The 16,535-nt window shown below is 59.0% G+C and carries 19 protein-coding genes and 1 riboswitch; of the genes, 16 read left to right on the plus strand and 3 right to left on the minus strand.

The window, feature by feature from the left end; all coding sequences use genetic code 11:
- Positions 1–43: 43 nt before the first annotated feature.
- Positions 44–118: riboswitch (S-adenosyl-L-homocysteine riboswitch) on the minus strand.
- A 41-nt stretch (positions 119–159) separates the two neighbouring features.
- The 3 genes from RCI20_RS03520 to metK form a co-directional block, all read right to left on the minus strand.
- Positions 160–363 carry a hypothetical protein gene (locus RCI20_RS03520; RefSeq protein WP_306603163.1) on the minus strand — a complete coding sequence of 68 codons (204 nt, stop codon included), beginning with the start codon at positions 361–363 and terminating at the stop codon, positions 160–162.
- Positions 364–481: 118 nt separating this feature from the next.
- The gene (locus RCI20_RS03525) at positions 482–1,678 is read right to left on the minus strand and encodes an HD-GYP domain-containing protein (RefSeq protein WP_306603164.1); all 1,197 of its coding nucleotides are present in this window, start codon (positions 1,676–1,678) and stop codon (positions 482–484) included.
- A gap of 65 nt (positions 1,679–1,743) precedes the next feature.
- The gene (gene metK / locus RCI20_RS03530; RefSeq protein WP_306603165.1) at positions 1,744–2,907 is read right to left on the minus strand and encodes a methionine adenosyltransferase; all 1,164 of its coding nucleotides are present in this window, start codon (positions 2,905–2,907) and stop codon (positions 1,744–1,746) included.
- Between the two features lie 160 nt (positions 2,908–3,067).
- Here metK and RCI20_RS03535 point away from each other — a divergent pair, with 160 nt between their 5' ends.
- From RCI20_RS03535 to hslU, 16 genes are all read left to right on the plus strand, one after another.
- The gene (locus RCI20_RS03535; RefSeq protein WP_306603166.1) at positions 3,068–3,907 is read left to right on the plus strand and encodes a lysophospholipid acyltransferase family protein; all 840 of its coding nucleotides are present in this window, start codon (positions 3,068–3,070) and stop codon (positions 3,905–3,907) included.
- Positions 3,908–4,011: 104 nt separating this feature from the next.
- A complete protein-coding gene (locus RCI20_RS03540; RefSeq protein ID WP_306603167.1) occupies positions 4,012–4,515 on the plus strand; it encodes a GNAT family N-acetyltransferase in 504 nt (167 codons plus the stop codon).
- Positions 4,516–4,576: 61 nt separating this feature from the next.
- Positions 4,577–5,407 (plus strand): diaminopimelate epimerase, encoded by an 831-nt coding sequence (gene dapF / locus RCI20_RS03545; protein ID WP_306603168.1) that lies wholly within the window; start codon positions 4,577–4,579, stop codon positions 5,405–5,407.
- Positions 5,404–6,075, plus strand: a complete 672-nt coding sequence (locus tag RCI20_RS03550; RefSeq protein WP_306603169.1) for a DUF484 family protein — start codon at positions 5,404–5,406, stop codon at positions 6,073–6,075. The genes dapF and RCI20_RS03550 overlap by 4 nt, the downstream gene beginning before the upstream one ends.
- The gene (gene xerC, locus RCI20_RS03555) at positions 6,072–6,965 is read left to right on the plus strand and encodes a tyrosine recombinase XerC (protein ID WP_306603170.1); all 894 of its coding nucleotides are present in this window, start codon (positions 6,072–6,074) and stop codon (positions 6,963–6,965) included. Before RCI20_RS03550 ends, xerC begins: the two co-directional genes overlap by 4 nt.
- Positions 6,966–7,095: 130 nt before the next feature.
- On the plus strand, positions 7,096–7,248 hold the full coding sequence (locus tag RCI20_RS03560) for a hypothetical protein (protein ID WP_306603171.1): 153 nt from the start codon (positions 7,096–7,098) through the stop codon (positions 7,246–7,248).
- Positions 7,249–7,335: 87 nt separating this feature from the next.
- Positions 7,336–8,529, plus strand: coding sequence for a class I SAM-dependent rRNA methyltransferase (locus RCI20_RS03565; protein WP_306603172.1), 1,194 nt, complete (start codon positions 7,336–7,338; stop codon positions 8,527–8,529).
- A 113-nt stretch (positions 8,530–8,642) separates the two neighbouring features.
- Positions 8,643–9,038, plus strand: coding sequence for a Fur family transcriptional regulator (locus tag RCI20_RS03570; protein WP_306603173.1), 396 nt, complete (start codon positions 8,643–8,645; stop codon positions 9,036–9,038).
- Positions 9,029–9,358 carry a hypothetical protein gene (locus RCI20_RS03575; RefSeq protein ID WP_306603174.1) on the plus strand — a complete coding sequence of 110 codons (330 nt, stop codon included), beginning with the start codon at positions 9,029–9,031 and terminating at the stop codon, positions 9,356–9,358. Before RCI20_RS03570 ends, RCI20_RS03575 begins: the two co-directional genes overlap by 10 nt.
- A 51-nt stretch (positions 9,359–9,409) precedes the next feature.
- A complete protein-coding gene (locus RCI20_RS03580; RefSeq protein WP_306603175.1) occupies positions 9,410–10,885 on the plus strand; it encodes a hypothetical protein in 1,476 nt (491 codons plus the stop codon).
- A gap of 11 nt (positions 10,886–10,896) precedes the next feature.
- Complete coding sequence (locus tag RCI20_RS03585; RefSeq protein ID WP_306603176.1) at positions 10,897–11,784, plus strand: metal ABC transporter solute-binding protein, Zn/Mn family; 888 nt, start codon at positions 10,897–10,899, stop codon at positions 11,782–11,784.
- A complete protein-coding gene (locus RCI20_RS03590; protein WP_306603177.1) occupies positions 11,781–12,356 on the plus strand; it encodes an ATP-binding cassette domain-containing protein in 576 nt (191 codons plus the stop codon). The genes RCI20_RS03585 and RCI20_RS03590 overlap by 4 nt, the downstream gene beginning before the upstream one ends.
- Entirely contained in the window at positions 12,349–13,116 is a 768-nt protein-coding gene (locus RCI20_RS03595) for a metal ABC transporter permease (RefSeq protein ID WP_306603178.1), read from the plus strand. Before RCI20_RS03590 ends, RCI20_RS03595 begins: the two co-directional genes overlap by 8 nt.
- 151 nt (positions 13,117–13,267) lie before the next feature.
- Complete coding sequence (locus RCI20_RS03600; protein ID WP_306603179.1) at positions 13,268–14,542, plus strand: hypothetical protein; 1,275 nt, start codon at positions 13,268–13,270, stop codon at positions 14,540–14,542.
- 16 nt (positions 14,543–14,558) lie between these two features.
- Positions 14,559–15,095 carry an ATP-dependent protease subunit HslV gene (hslV, locus tag RCI20_RS03605; RefSeq protein WP_306603180.1) on the plus strand — a complete coding sequence of 179 codons (537 nt, stop codon included), beginning with the start codon at positions 14,559–14,561 and terminating at the stop codon, positions 15,093–15,095.
- Between the two features lie 14 nt (positions 15,096–15,109).
- Positions 15,110–16,438 carry an ATP-dependent protease ATPase subunit HslU gene (gene hslU, locus RCI20_RS03610; protein ID WP_306603243.1) on the plus strand — a complete coding sequence of 443 codons (1,329 nt, stop codon included), beginning with the start codon at positions 15,110–15,112 and terminating at the stop codon, positions 16,436–16,438.
- Positions 16,439–16,535: the final 97 nt, after the last annotated feature.

A 16,535-nucleotide genomic window follows, 5' to 3' on the forward strand; every position in this document is an offset into this window, starting at 1 on the left:
CGGCGTTGTTGCTCACCGGCGGCCCCCTGCGCCCGGCAGGGTTGATCAGTGAGCGCCGTTTTAAACCGAGCCTGGGAGTGATGTTGATCATCTGGCTCCTGCAGCGCCCCTCGGTAGGTGGCGGATTATACGCTAGCTATCGTGAGGAGACTGATTTGTTCAACAACTACTCCTGCGGCGAGCGATGAGCAGGGCGTGGATATTCATGAGCTGCGCCTGAACCGTGGCTCTAGCATCGGCCAAGTTGTCGGCGTTTTTTACCCGGAAAATTTCGCTGCTGCCATCCCTGTAACGCACCGCAGCGGTGTATTCAGCTTTTTCAGCGGGTACTTTTGTGGCGCGCCCTGAATAGCCTTTTGGCATTTTTGTCTCCCCATTGTTAGTTCAATGCATTATACATATGCAAATTGAGTTTAACATTGTTGAGAGTATGGTTTTCGATGCCAGGCTAAAACTGCTATTGATTTGTTGCCAAAAGAAATCAGCCGACCCAATACCGGTCGATGTCTTTGATCCCCCATTTTTGTGCATCTTCACGCCCGGCTATTTTTTCGGCACTGCGTGCCAGATCGATGGTTTCCGGCTTTATGTAGGCTTGCGAACGGGTCGAAAAAAAAGTCTTTACCTTGGGCGACAGCAGGGATTTTTCGCCTTGTTCAACCACGATGGCCAGTTTGCCCGATTCCAGCCTGACCAATGAACCGATCGGATAGATACCGAGACTTTTTACGAAGGCCTGGAATACTGCCGGATCAAAGTGACCTTTCCATTCGGCCATACGCTTGATCGACTCCGCCGGATCCCAGCCGGCCTTGTATGGACGGTTGGAGGTGATCGCATCATAAACATCGCACACCGCGCCCATTTTTGCGTAGAGGCTCATGCTGTCGTTGTTCAGGCCTTTTGGATAGCCGCTTCCATCAGCTTTTTCGTGGTGATGCAGGCAAACATCACGTGTGATCGCATTGATGCCTTTGCCTTGAAGCAGGAGTTTGTGTCCTTCTTCCGGATGGGTTTTAACGACAGCGAATTCTTCGTCGGTCAGTTTTCCTGGCTTGTTCAAAACCTCCATCGGGATCATGGCCTTGCCCAAGTCGTGCAGCAATCCAGCCATGCCTGCTTCCCGTGTTTCCTGCTCATCAAGGCCCAATTGGCGAGCCAGTGCGATCATCAGCGCACAGACTGCAACCGAATGCATATAAGTGTAGTCATCGGCTGTTTTTAGCCGTGCCAGACTGATCAGCGCACCGGGGTTGCGCATGACCGAATTGGAGATTTCCTCGACGAGTGGAGCGGCAGCCTCTGCTTCGATGGCCTTGCCCATGCGTGCTTCCTGAAACATCGAGAGCACGGCTTCCTTGCCCTTGTTGACGATCTGGCCGGCTTTTTTTACTTCGTCGGCAAAGGTCGCCTTGTTTTGCACTACCGGTGGTTCTGCGGGAATATCTTCTGCCGCAAGAATTTCGGTGCATGCGGAGACATTCTGCGGGGCAATGTCTTTGCCTTTGGTTGCATCAATCCAGACTTCGGTGATATTGCTTTCCCGGATCAGCACAAGGTCATTCGGATCGACCAGAACAAATTTTGTCCGCCAGAACGGATGGTCAAGCCAAGCGCCACAAAATGCTTGCAGGTGCATGCCGAGGGTGAGTTGGTCGACGGGTATTTTTCTTAGCATATCGCATGATTCTAACGAAAAAAAAGGGAAGCCGTGAGGCTTCCCCTGTGTATGGCCTGGATCGCTTAAAGGCCAGCGTCGCTACGCAATACTGCGGCGCGGTCAGTGGCTTCCCAGGTAAATTCCGGCTCGTCGCGGCCGAAGTGACCATATGCCGCGGTTTTCTGGTAAATCGGGCGGAGCAGGTCAAGCATGTTGACGATGCCTTTCGGGCGCAGATCGAAATGTTTCTGGATCAGGGCGGTTAGCGTTTCGTTGCTGACTTTTCCAGTACCGAAGGTATCGACCATGATCGACGTCGGGTGGGCGACGCCGATGGCATAGGATATCTGGACCAGGCATTTACTGGCCAGGCCGGCGGCAACGATGTTTTTTGCGACGTAGCGACCGGCATAGGCAGCAGAGCGGTCGACCTTGGAAGGGTCCTTGCCGGAAAAAGCCCCACCGCCGTGCGGCGCTGCGCCACCATAAGTGTCGACGATAATTTTTCGGCCAGTCAGGCCGCAGTCACCTTGTGGTCCGCCAACAACAAAACGGCCGGTCGGATTGACCAGATATTTGATGTCGCCCTTGATCAATTCCTTGGGGAGAACCGGCTTGATGATTTCTTCAATGGTGGCTTCACGCAGGTCGTCAAGGCTGATGTCAGGGGAGTGCTGGGTGGATAGCACAACGGTATCGATGGCGAAAGGCTTGCCATCGACGTACTTGATGGTGACCTGCGACTTGGCATCCGGACGAGCCCAAGGCAGGCGGCCGTCCTTGCGCAGCAAGGCCTGGCGTTCGACCAAGCGATGCGACAGGTAGATCGGTAGCGGCATCAGTGACGGCGTTTCGTCGCAGGCGTAACCGAACATCAGGCCCTGGTCGCCTGCGCCTTGATCCAGATTGTTGTCGTAGGCCTTGTTTACGCCTTGGGCGATGTCCGGACTCTGTTTGTCATAGGCAACCAGGACAGCGCAGCCCTTGTAATCGATGCCGTAATCGGTGTTGTCGTAACCGATACGCTTGATCGTGTCGCGCGCGACCTGGATGTAATCGACATTGGCGTGCGTGGTGATTTCCCCGGCCAGTACGACCAAGCCGGTATTGCACAGGGTTTCGGCAGCAACCCGGGAGTGCGGGTCCTGCGCGAGAATCGCGTCCAGGATGGCGTCGGAAATCTGGTCGGCAACCTTGTCCGGGTGGCCTTCGGAAACCGATTCCGAGGTGAAGAAGTATTCGCTCATGGTGCAGCTCCAGTGGTCCTTTGATCCGGCGCAACCAGCTTTGGACCACGAGCAGGCGACGCTTTAGCAGGATTTGTAAATCGCCCCGCAAGTTGTCTGTTTAACTCGGCGATCAGATAATATTAATCCTTTTGCGCCGGGTTTCAACCCCCGCACTCACATGGTCTTTCTCTTCCGTCTGCTTTCCCTGCTGCCGTTGCGCTTTTTGCATATTCTGGGGGCATGGCTTGGTCGTGTTGCCTATTGGCTGTCGCCGACCTATCGGCGCAATTTGCAAGAAAACATGGCGCAGGCAGGTTTTGACGAATCGCTGCATGCCGGGGCGGCCGAGGAAGCGGGCAAGCAGATGCTCGAACTGGCCCGCATCTGGATGCGGCCGCTTGATGCGGCATGCGCGCAAGTCGTCGAGGTCAAGGGCTGGGAGCATGTCGAGGCCGCCTTGCAGGCAAAAAAAGGGATCGTCTTTCTCACCCCGCATCTTGGCTGCTTTGAAATTGTCGGCCAGTATCTTTCGCGGATTGGCGACATCACGGTGCTCTATCGTCCGCCCAAATCGGCGGCGGCACAAAAAATGATTCTGGCCGGTCGGCAGCGGGAGCGCCAGCATCTGGCCCCCGCCGATTTGTCCGGCGTACGTTCGCTGATCAAGGCATTGAAAAAAGGCCAGATGGTCGGCATGTTGCCCGATCAGGCACCGAAAAACGGCGAAGGTGTCTGGCTGAAATTTTTTGGCCGTCATGCCTACACCATGACCTTGGCTGCCCGTCTGACGGAAACCGGTGCGGCTTCCCTGCTGACCTGGGGAGAGCGATTGCCTGATGGGCGTGGCTATTGCCTGCATTTTCTGCCACCAAGTCAGCCATTGGCGGGTTCTACGGTCGACCGGGCGCAGCAGATAAATAGCGAAATTGAAGCGCTGATCCGCCAGCGCCCAACGCAATACCTTTGGGGCTATCACCGCTACAAGCGACCGCGTGGTGCCGAGGCGCCACCGGTCTGATTGAGCGTATGTGCGTTATCATGCTGCGCGCGTACGGACCGGGCCATCTCCGTGCGGGTTAACAACGAATCATCCGGGCCAACCAGAGAACATAGGTTTACAACATGAACAGCCTGAATATTGAAATTCGTCCCGTCACGCCGCCCGACGTTCCTGCGATTGCCTTGCTGGCCCGCGAAATCTGGCAGGCCACTTATCCTGGCATCATTACCCAGGAACAGATCGACTTCATGCTCGAGCAGCGCTATGGCCATGAACGTCTGTACGATGATCTCGAAGACCTGCACAAATGGCTGGATCAGGCTTTCCATGATGGACGCCGTGTGGGTTTCGCCTTCAGCGAAATCTACAAGGGCGAATTCAAGTTGGACAAGCTATATATTCATCCCGACATGCAGCGGCGTGGTGTTGGCGGCCAGTTGATCGCCCATGTCGCCGAGCGGGCAAAGAAGCAGGGCTATCCCTGTGTGATCCTGCAGGTCAACAAGCGCAACGACAAGGCGATCAACTCGTACATGAAATACGGTTTTGCCGTGCGCACCACGACAGTGGACGACATCGGTCATGGTTATGTGATGGACGATTTCGTGATGGAGAAAAAGCTTTAGAATTTTGAGATAACCCACTGTCTCTGCTATTCTTTTTTGAAATCAAATAGTGGGGAAGTTCGTGAAGCTCAAATTTTCCAAGATGCATGGTCTGGGCAACGACTTTGTCGTGCTGGACGGTGTGCGGCAGCAGGTTTCCCTGACCCCGGAGCAGTTGCGCTACTTGGGCGACCGGCACTTCGGCGTCGGTTGCGACCAGATACTGCTGGTTGAACGGCCGAGCCAGGCCGGGCTCGATTTCCGCTACCGGATATTCAATGCCGATGGCGGCGAAGTCGAGCAATGCGGCAACGGTGCGCGCTGCTTTGTCCGTTTCGTGCATGAGCAGGGTTTGACCGACAAGCGCGAAATCCGCGTCGAGACCATGAAAGGGCTGATCACCCTGCGTCTCGAGGGTGATGGAAATGTTACGGTCGACATGGGAATTCCGCGCTTTTCCCCGGCTGAAATCCCCTTCCTGCACGACGACGATGTCGTGATCTATAACCTCGATGTGGCTGACGAAACACTGGAAATCAGCGTCGTTTCGATGGGCAATCCGCATGCCGTGCAGGTGGTCGATTGCGTAGATCGGGCGCCGGTCGGCGAACACGGTCCGTTGATCGAGTCGCACGAACGTTTCCCGCAGCGGGTCAATGCCGGCTTCATGCAGGTGGTCGACAAACACGCCATCCGTTTGCGGGTCTATGAGCGCGGTGCCGGTGAAACCATGGCCTGTGGCACGGGCGCCTGTGCGGCGGTGGTCGCCGGCATCCGGCGCGGTTTGCTTGAGTCGCCGGTACGGGTGACGACGCGCGGTGGCGACCTGACCATTGCCTGGGGCGGCGAAGCGCGGCCGGTCATGATGACCGGGCCGGCTGTGACTGTATTTTCCGGAGAAATCGAATTATGAGCGCCATGTTTCCTGATGAAATTGCCGAGTACCTGAAAAACAATCCCGGCTTTTTCGAGCAGTACGCCGATTTGATGGCGCAGATTTTCCTGCCGCATCCGCACGGTGGCCGTGCGGTATCGCTGGCCGAGCGCCAGATGCTGACCTTGCGCGAAAAAAACCGGGCGAGTGAAAGCAAGCTGGCCGAGTTGATCGCTTTCGGCGAAGAAAACGACCAGATCAGCGAAAAAGTGCATCGTCTGGCCGTCGGCCTGATTGCCGCCGAAACCTTCCAGGCGGTCATTCATCTATTGAATTTCCATTTGCGCGATGACTTCACTGTGCCGCACGTCGCCTTGCGCCTGTGGGACAAGCCGGAAGGCATCGAGGATCTGCCGGAGTTTGCGGCAGTCAGTGAGGAATTGCAGGTCTTTGCCGAAACCCTGGCCCGTCCTTATTGCGGCTCGACCGCCGGCTTTGGCACGGCATCGTGGTTTGGCGAGGCGGCATCGCACATCCGTTCGCAGGCGCTGATTGCGCTGCGCAATGGGGGTGGGACGATCGGCATGATTGCGCTGGGCAGCGAAGAGAACCAGCGTTTCTACGCCGATATGGGCACCTTGTACCTTGAGCGGATCGGCGAAATGGTATCCGCTGCGCTAGCCCGGGTGACCAAGAGCGCACTGTGAGCCCGGCGCAGGCAGTCGATGCATATCTGAACGAATTGTCGGATCAGCGTCGGCTGTCGCCGCATACCGTCGTCAATTACCGGCGCGATCTGGACAAACTGCTGCTGGCTGCTGCTGAGACGCCGCTCGACCAGTTGCTGGTGCATCACATCCGGCGTTTTGTCGCGCAAATGCATGCTCGCGGTTTGTCCGGACGTTCACTGGGCCGGGTGCTGTCGGCCTGGCGCGGATTTTTCGCCTGGTTGGGTGAGCGTGGCTTGGTGCGCGCCAATCCCTGTGAAGCGATCAAGGCACCCAAATCGCCACGCTTGTTGCCGAAGGCTTTGTCGGTGGACGAAACCTCGCGGCTGCTGGAGCCTGCCGAAGACGAAGACCCGCGTCTCGAGGCGCGCGACGCGGCGATGTTCGAACTGTTCTATTCGTCGGGCTTGCGCCTCGCCGAGTTGGTTGGCCTTGAGCGCGGGGCGCTCGACAGCATCGTGCATGAGGGCGAAGTCCGGGTGCTCGGCAAGCGCAACAAGTTGCGTCTTGTCCCGGTCGGGCGGCAGGCCTGTGCGGCGCTGCAGGTCTGGGCCGCGCTGCGTGACGAGTTGGCGGCCGCCGATGAAACGGCCTTGTTCGTCAGCCGGCGCGGAAGGCGTATTTCGCCGCGCATGGTGCAGTTGCGTCTGGCGCAGCGGGCGGTTCGTCTGGGCTTGCCGGGGCATGTGCATCCGCATATGTTGCGTCATTCCTTTGCCTCCCATGTTCTGCAGTCGTCAGGCGATTTGCGCGCGGTGCAGGAAATGCTCGGGCATGCCAGCATCGCTTCGACGCAGGTCTATACGCATCTGGATTTCCAGCATCTGGCCAAGGTTTACGACTCAGCGCATCCAAGGGCCAAGCGTTGAGGTATTTTGCGGTCAACTGCCTCTAGGCGCCAAAAACCAAAAAGCACAGAAAATCAAGCGGTAATTGACGTTAATCGCGTCAACCTCTATGATTCACCCCTTTCAAGTTCCCCGAATTCAAGGATTTTTCATGGCCATCAACCGCACCCGTCGCAACATTCTGGAACGCCGCTGCGTTTCTAAATCCGTCAAGCGCCTGTTCAAGGGCCTGGGCAAGACCATGTTCAAGACCATGTACGCCGTTGAGTGCCAGCAGCGTAGCCGCAAGCCGCTGGGCAACTAAGCAGCAACCGTCTTCAGGGCCCCGGTTATCGCAAGGTAACCGGGGCTTCTTGCATTTTGCGTCGCGCAATTTGAATTCGAGGAAATCATGGCCCAATTGATACTCATGCCTGGCAAGGAACGTTCGGCATTCAAGCAGCACCATCCCTGGCTGTTTGCCGGTTCGGTGGGCCGTCTCGAAGGGCGTGCCCGGCCGGGTGATACGGTTGAAGTACTGGCCGACAACCTGCGGCCGCTGGGACGCGCCGCTTACAGTCCGCAATCGCAGATTCGCGCCCGTTTCTGGACTTTCGATCCGAACGAGGCAATCGATGACGCTTTCTTCAAGCGGCGCATTGCAGCGGCGGTCGAGCGCCGTCAGGTGCTGCCGGCCTTGCGCGGCCAGCAGGGGCTGCGCCTGATTCACGCCGAGTCCGATGGCTTGCCCGGCGTGATCGCCGATCAGTATGGCGATACTGTGGTCGTCCAATTGACCTCGGCCGGCGCCGATAAATGGCGCAACGCGATTGTCGCCGGCCTGCTCAAGGCGACTGGTTGTGCGCGGATTTATGAGCGTTCGGATTCCGAAGTGCGCGGTCTCGAAGGTTTGACGCCGGTGACCGGCTGGCTGCATGGCGAGGCGCCGACGACGCCGCTGAGCATCGAGGAAAACGGTGTGACGCTTGCGGTCGACATCGCTGGCGGGCATAAAACCGGCTTCTATCTGGACCAGCGCGACAATCGTCAATTGCTCGGTCAACTGGCAGCGGGCAAGGAAATCCTCAACTGCTTCTGCTACACCGGCGGCTTTTCGTTGCAGGCGCTGGCCGGCGGAGCCGCGCATGTCCTGTCGATCGACTCTTCCGGTCCGGCGATTGCCCAGGCGAAAGCTAATCTGGCACTGAATCCTGCCTTGCCGGCCGAGCGCGCCGAATGGCTGGAAGCCGATGTCTTCCAGGCTTTGCGCGATTTCCGCCAGGCCGGCCGCAAGTTCGACCTGATCGTTCTCGATCCGCCCAAGTTCGCGCCGTCGGCCGCCCATGCCGACCGGGCTGCCCGCGCCTACAAGGACATCAACGTGCTCGGTTGCCGCCTGCTCAAACCGGGCGGCTTGCTGATGACGTATTCGTGTTCCGGCGGTATCGGTCTGGAACTGTTCCAGAAAATCGTCGCCGGTGCGGCGCACGATGCCGGGCGCGAGGCGCGCATCGTGCAGCGTCTGGCCGGTGCGGCCGATCACCCGGTGGCCTTGAGTTTTCCGGAAGGTGAATACCTGAAGGGCTTGCTCGTTCAGGTCGATTAAGCGGGCGACTTTTTGTGCGGCACACCAGATGCAACATTGTTGCATCTGGTGTGCCGTTGTGTTTTACTCGCGCCGTGCCGAAAACCTCACTCCCTTCGCTTTCCCAAGAGGAAATGCTGCGTCAGGCTGGCGTCAAGGTGACCCAGCCTCGTCTGCGCGTGTTGTCCTGCTTGCTGGAGGCGCAGGCGGCTTTGTCGCACGCCGAAATCGAATCATGGTTGAGTGCAGAGGACGCGGGGGAACTGGATCGCGTGACCTTGTACCGCGTGCTCGACAGCCTGGTTGGTTGCGGTATTGCCAGTCGTTCGCTGGATGCCCGCGGGGTATTTCGCTTCATGCTCAAATCCATGCAGCTTGCCCATGCCGAGCATGCACATTTTCATTGCCAGCGCTGCGGGCGCGTTTTCTGCGTGGCGTCGATGCCCGTGCCAACGCCCAGCCTGCCGACGGGTTTTGTCGGCATTTCGGTGGCGCTTGAAATCAGTGGTTTGTGTCCGCCATGCGCTTGAGCGTACTGAAGCCTCCGGGATTCTGGCGGGCGCTGGCGCTTGCCCTGTTGCTCCTCTGTGCCCAGCAGTTGATGTTGGCGCATGGGGTCGAGCATCTTGCCGAACAGGCCCGCACTCAGGGCGAGCCGGCAGAGATTCTTTGTCACGATTGCCTGGCATTCAATCATCTGCCGGATGCGCCGAGCGGGAAAAGTGCCATGCCGCCCGTGCTGGATGGGGCCGCATGCCGGGTAGCCGGTTTGGTGTCTCTGCCGGTGCATGGCGCGGCCTGCATTGCCTATGCGATTCGTGCGCCGCCATTTCTCTCGAAACAAGCCTGATTGAGTGAAGCGCCCGGCTGGGCGCTATTTCAGCTTTTCTGGAGAATTTCTATGTTACGTCCTTCACTGTACGTGCTGGCTGCTGCCGGCGTTTTGTCGTCCTTCCCCGCGGCTGCCGCGGATGTTGATATGAAAGCCCTGCGCGAAGAAATCGCACAGATGAAAGCGGCCTACGAGCAGCGGATTGCGGCGCTTGAGAACCGCCTGTTGACGGCCGAAAAGTCCGTCCGCAAGACGGCGGAAAATAGCCAAAATCCGGTGTCGACCGCAGAAGATAGTCGTCGCCCCCAGCCGGGTTTGGCCGCAGGCTTCAATCCCCAGATTTCCGTCATTCTGGATGGCGTTTATTACCGCGATGGCCGCAAGGGCAAAGGGCCGGGCCTGCTCGAAAGCATCGATGGGATCAATCACGCCCATGCACACGAAGGGCATGATCATGGCGAACTGGAGTCCGGATTCAATCTACGTGAAACCGAGTTGGTGTTTTCTGCGGCAGTCAGCCCATATTTCGATGCCAATCTGAAAATGACGGTTGCCGCCGGTGGTGGCGTCGAACTGGAAGAGGCATATTTCGATACGCGGGCCTTGCCGGCCGGCTTGAAGTTGCGCGGGGGCAAGTTTCAGTCCGGTATCGGTTATCTCAACGCCCAGCATCCGCACCAGTGGGATTTTGTTGACCAGAACCTGGCCTATCGCAGCCTGCTCGGTGAGCATGGTTTGAACGACACCGGCCTGCGCCTGGAGTGGGTACCGAAAACCGGCAACTGGTACAGCTTGCTCGGGCTGGAAATGCTGCAGGGCAAGGAGCAGTTGTTTGCGACGGCTGGCGAGGCAACACCGACCGGCCGGGCTGATGGCGCAGCACTGGCCGATACTTCAGGCGGCATATTGGCTGGTACGAAACGTGGTCCGCGCCTGACCACCTTGTATGCCAAATTTGCGCCGGATCTTGGCGACAAGCACGCCCTGCAGTTCGGTGTATGGGGCGCTTGGTCAAAGCAGCATCAGGAAGTTCATGACCACACGGGTGAAAATCCGGCAAGTTTTGTCCATGGTCTGCAAGGCCAGGGGCGGCTCTGGGGGACGGACTGGGTGTACAAATACGATGCGGCGAAACACGGCGGTTGGGGTAACGTGAAGCTGGCCGCAGAGTATTTGCGCGAAACCAAGGACCTCAAGATTGCCTTCCACGAGTTGGGCGACCGCGTTGGTCAGAAACGCGAGTTCATTCAGGATGGCTTCTATCTGCAAGGCAATTACGGCTTCCTGCCGTTCTGGCAAGCTGGTCTGCGTTATGACGTGACCGGCATGACCAACGAAATCAACGGGCCGGCCGGACGTTTGAGCCAGATGGATCCATCCCGCCGCTGGACCTTTGCGCTGAGCCGTGATTTAACTGAATTTTCCCGTTTCCGGCTGCAGTTCTCCAGGGCCAAATTGATGGTCGAGGGGGCGCGGGAAAACCTGAACGAAGTCTATCTGCAGTACCAGCACAGCCTGGGGTCGCACGGCGCACACCTGTTCTGATGAGGTCAACGATGAAAATAATCATGGGGATTTGTCTGGCGCTCAATGCGTCCTTGGCCTTGGCGCTTGATGTGGTGGCAACGACCTCCAGCATGGGCATGCTGGCGCGCGAGATCGGCGGGCCGGCGGTCAAGGTGGTCGAACTTGTGGCGCCCGAGCGCGATGCGCACAGCTTGCAGGTCAAGCCGTCGATGATGCGGGCGTTGCGCGATGCGGATTTGTTGCTGGCCGTTGGTGCCGATCTGGAAATTGGCTGGTTGCCTGTTGCGGTGGGCGGGGCGGGTAATGCCAAAGTGCAGCAGGGGCAGCCGGGCTATTTCGAGGCTGCCGCGCAGGTCAGCTTGCTGGAGGCCGGGCAGGCCGCCGATCGGAGCAAGGGCGACGTGCATCCGGCGGGTAATCCGCATGTCAATCTTGACCCAGAGCGCATGGCGAAGATTGCCGCTGCGTTGGCCGAGCGTCTGGCCCTGCTCGATCCCGCCCAGGCCGCCGCCTACCGGCAGCGGGCGGCGGTTTTTCGGGCGGCGCTGGCCGAGCGCCTGCCGGGATGGCGCGGCAAAGCCGCAGGCGCGCCGGGTGCTGTGCTTTATCACAAGGATGCAAGTTATCTGATGCATTTCGTTGGGGTGCCGGTGCTCGGCTATCTGGAACCGCTACCCGGCATACCGCCGACGGCGGCGCATCTGCAGGCATTGATCGGCAAGTTGCAGGGCAAGCGTGGCGTCATCATCCACGCGCCTTACCAGCCGGCATCCGGTGCCGAGCGTGTGGCACAGGCGACCGGTTGGTCGCTGGCCAGTTTGCCGCTGGAGCCGAAAAGCCCGGCTAGTGCAGCGGCGTATTTCCAGTTGATCGATCGCTGGATCGACGTGCTGGTCGCATCGCGGCAAGCGCCGTGAGCCTGATCGAACTGGAAGCGCTGGTTGCCGGTTACGCACAGCCGGCAACGGCGCCGTGCAGCCTGCGTCTGGCGCGTGGCGAAATTGTCGGGCTGTGGGGCAGTAATGGGGCCGGCAAATCCACGTTGCTCAAGGCGCTGGTCGGGCTGGCGCGTATTCATGGTGGGCGGGTGCTGCGTTCGCCGGGCCTGCAGCTCACCTTTCTGCCACAGGCACCCGTACGGCTGGCCGAGATGCCCTTGACCGGGCACGAATTCCTGGCCTTTGCCGGCGCCGATTGCCTGCCGCCGCCAGCCAGTCTGGCCGCCCGTCTGGACCAGCGTCTGGACGCGCTGTCCGGCGGGGAGTTCCAGTTGCTCAGTTTGTGGGCCAGCCTGGCTGTGGGGGCCGACCTGGTGCTGCTCGACGAGCCGACCAATAATCTGGATCTGGCGCATCTGACGCTGGCGCGGGAAGAAATTCTGGCGGGTAGCAGCACTCGGGGCTGTCTGGTGGTCAGTCATGATCGCGATTTTCTCGATGCGCTGGGCGCGCGCATCGTCAATGTTCAGTCGGGTCGGTCACATGGATGAGATATTTCACTTTCCCTTTTTGACCGGCTTGTTGCTGGCGGCACTGTTGCCCGTTCTGGGCAACTTGCTGCGCTTGCGCGACGAGTGGCTGGCCGCGCTGGGGCTGGCGCATCTGGCCGCGGCCGGCGGCTTGCTGGCGCTGGCTTGTGCGCTGCCGGTCATGGCCGGCGCAATCAGCGGCGCCTTGCTGGGGGTGGCTGGCAAGTCGGGACGTGCCGGACGCAGCAATTCGGCCTATGCGGTGATGGTGCTGGCGGGATGGTCCGCGGGCATGCTGCTGGCTGCCAATAGCGCGGTGGGCGAAGCGCTGGCGCATGCGGTGGTCGATGGTCAGCTCTATTTTTCCGGACATGGGGAATTGCTGGCCAGTGCGGGCCTTGCCTGCATCGTCTGGCCCGCCTTGCGCTGGCTGACGCCGCGCCTGATTGCCGGACGCCTGATGCCGGCGCAGGAAAAAGCCAGCGCCAAAGCGGCGTGGCGCTGGCATCTGGGCTTCGACATTCTGGTGGCGCTGGCTGTCGCCATTGCCACGGCTTGTGTGGGTTTGATGGCCAGTTTCGCACTGCTGTTCATTCCTTCGTGGCTGGCTTTCTCCCGGGCGCGCAACTGGCGGCAGACGAATCTGCTGGCTAGCGCGATTTCCGTGCTGGCTTACCTGGCGGCATTTTTCCTTGCTTTGCACTTCGATCAGCCGTTCGGGCCAACACTCTGTGCCTTGCTTGTGTTGCTCTTGCCGCTAGTCGGCATGGGTAAAAAATGATGCGCTGGAATACGTTGTACTTGCCAAAACAACGTCATTTTTCAATGCTGCAGCACACGGCTTGTCGCCAAACCTGTTACGTCGAATCGTCTAGGCGTTGCGTGAGATTGCTATGACGTGCTAAAACGCACCTTCTGCCAGCGGAGTATTCATGGTTTTCTCCTTTTTCAAGAAACAGCCCGAGAAGATGCCGGAGCGGCCGGCTGTCCGTCCGCGCCCCCCTCAAGTGCCGCAGCCCGATGTGGCGAAACAGCCGGAGGCGCTGCCTGACCTGGAATTTTCGCCAAGCAAGCCATCTACACCGGCTGTTCAGCCGCCTAAGGATGTCCCGATTGCCAAATCCGTACAGGCTCAACAAGCTCCCGCGCCTGTCAGCTTGCCTGTCGTTGACGACGATTTCGACCTGGATTTCAGTGAATCCACAGTCATGGCGATTGATGTATCGAACGATACCGACCCGTTGCAGGGTGATATTGAACAGGTTGTCGTGCTATACGCCAACGGACAGGATGCGGTAGCCCGCTCTCTGCTGGAAAATTTCATCATCGATTACCCCGGCGAGTCGGGGCGGCGTTTCTGGTTTTTGTTGTTCGATTTGCTGCAGGCTGAGCATGATCGGCCTGCCTATGACCAACTCGCGCTGGAATTTGTCCGGGTGCACGAAACATCGCCGCCGGCCTGGCGCGAACCGGTAGCCCGGGATGTCGGAAAAACGCCACCGGCCGGACCGCCGAAATTTGTCCTGCAGGGCGTGTTGACCGCAGAAAACAGTGTTTTGCTTGAGCAACTCGATAAGTTGTTGCAAGAAAAGCCCGCTGTACTGATCGATTTCAGTAAATTGATCGGTTGCGATGATACGGTTGCGCTGTTCCTCGCCGAACACTTGGGTAACGCTCGCCGTGCCGGCAAATTGCTGACTTTGTACAATGTCGATGCTTTCCTGACGCGCCTGAGTGAACGCTTGCCGATCGGTAGTGCCGAGCACGAGGCTCCCTGGTTGTTGCTGCTCGAATTGCTGCAGCAATCGGACGACCAGGCTCGCTTCGAGGAGCGGGCTGTTGATTACGCGGTGACTTTCGAGCGTTCGCCGCCCTCTTGGGAGAACAAACCCAAGCGTCAGGTGATGGCAGAAGTCGAGCCCGCAGACTGGCTGATGGATGAACCGTATTTCCTTTCCGGCGACCTGAAAAACCAGCGTTTCGAGGATCTGCTACCGCTACTGGAAACGACGGCCCAACCGGTGATCGATTTCTCTGGCGTGCGGCGCATGGATTTCTTTTCGGCCGGTCAGCTGGCCAATCGCCTGGCGCCATTCAAGGCAGCGAACAAGGAAATCATCATTCGCAGCCCGAATCATCTGGTTGCCGAATTGATGGCCGTGGTCGGTCTCAACAAACAGGCACGGATCATCGTTCCCAAGTCTTAAAGTTCAGGAAAAAAACATGGAGCAATATCACGGCACGACCATCCTGTCGGTGCGTCGCGGCAATTCCGTCGCCATGGGCGGCGATGGTCAGGTCACGCTGGGCAATATCGTCATCAAGGGTACGGCGAAGAAAGTTCGCCGTCTGTATCAGGGGCGCATCCTCGCCGGATTCGCTGGCGGTACGGCCGATGCCTTCACGCTGTTCGAACGTTTCGAGGCGAAGCTGGACAAGCATCAGGGTAATCTGGTCCGTTCGGCGGTAGAGCTGGCCAAGGATTGGCGCTCCGACCGCGCGCTACGCCGGCTGGAGGCGATGTTGTCGGTAGCCGATCGCGAGTCGTCGCTGGTCATCACCGGCAACGGCGATGTACTGGAACCGGAGCATGGCATCGTCGCCATTGGTTCCGGGGGCGCCTATGCTCAGAGTGCGGCGCGTGGCTTGCTGGAAAACACTGAACTGTCGCCGTTGGAAATCGTCACCAAGTCATTGGAGATTGCTGGCGATCTGTGCATTTATACCAATCGAAATTTCACGCTGGAGGTGCTCGAATGACTGGAGGATCGGCCATGACGCCACAGGAAATCGTTTCCGAACTGGACAAGCACATCGTTGGGCAGAAAAGCGCCAAGAAGGCGGTCGCCATTGCCTTGCGCAATCGCTGGCGGCGGGCCCAGGTGGCCGAGCCCTTGCGTCAGGAAATCACCCCCAAGAACATCCTGATGATCGGTCCGACCGGCGTCGGCAAGACCGAGATCGCCCGTCGGCTGGCCCGGCTGGCGAATGCGCCGTTCATCAAGATCGAGGCGACCAAGTTTACGGAAGTCGGCTACGTCGGCCGCGATGTGGAAACGATCATTCGCGATCTGGTCGAAATGGCGATCAAGTCGCACCGCGAGCGGGCCATGAAGGCGATGCGGGTGCGCGCCGAAGATGCGGCCGAAGAGCGCATCCTCGATGCCCTGCTGCCGCCGGCGCGCAGTCCCGGCTTTTATGCCGAGGAATCGGCGTCGACCGCAGATAACGCAACGCGGCAGAAATTCCGCAAGAAATTGCGTGAAGGCGAACTGGACGACAAGGAAATCGACATCGAAGTCGCCGCACCGTCCATGCAGGCAGAAATTTTCGCGCCGCCGGGGATGGAAGAACTGACCCAGCAGATTCAGGGCATGTTCCAGAACATGGGGGGCGGCAAGAAAAAGTCGCGCAAGTTGAAGATCAAGGAAGCATTCAAGCTGCTGGCCGACGAGGAAGCGGCCAAGCTGGTCAACGACGAGGAAGTGAAGCTTGAGGCGGTCAAGGCGGTGGAGCAGAACGGCATTGTCTTCCTCGATGAAATTGACAAGGTGGCCAGCCGTTCGGACATGCAAGGCGCCGATGTGTCGCGCCAGGGCGTGCAGCGTGACCTGTTGCCGCTGGTCGAGGGCACGACCGTTTCCACGAAGTACGGCATGATCCGCACCGATCACATCCTGTTCATTGCCTCCGGGGCGTTCCACCTGTCCAAGCCATCCGATCTGATTCCGGAGTTGCAGGGGCGTTTTCCGATCCGGGTGGAACTGGAGTCGCTGTCGGTGGCCGATTTTGAATGCATCCTGACCCAGACCGATGCCTGCCTGACCAAGCAGTACCAGGCCTTGCTGGCGACCGAAGGGGTGACGGTCGAATTTGCCGATGACGGTATTCGCCGGATGGCCGAGATTGCCTACCAGGTGAACGAAAAAACCGAGAACATCGGGGCCCGGCGTCTGCATACGGTGATGGAAAAGTTGCTCGAAGAGGTCTCCTTTTCGGCCGGCAAGGCCGGTCAGGAGAATATTGCGGTCGACGCGGCTTATGTGAATGAAAAGCTGGGCGAGGTGGCGGCTGACGAAGATCTGTCGCGTTACGTGTTGTGATTTTTCTTTGCGCGCAGGAGGCCGGGGTGGTGGTCGACTGCGTCGCCGGGCGTGGCGGCTGGGGACTCCTCATGCTTTTCAGAAATCGTCGCCCCCA

This window comes from Azonexus sp., from assembly GCF_030824335.1.
Classification (GTDB): Bacteria; Pseudomonadota; Gammaproteobacteria; order Burkholderiales; family Rhodocyclaceae; genus Azonexus.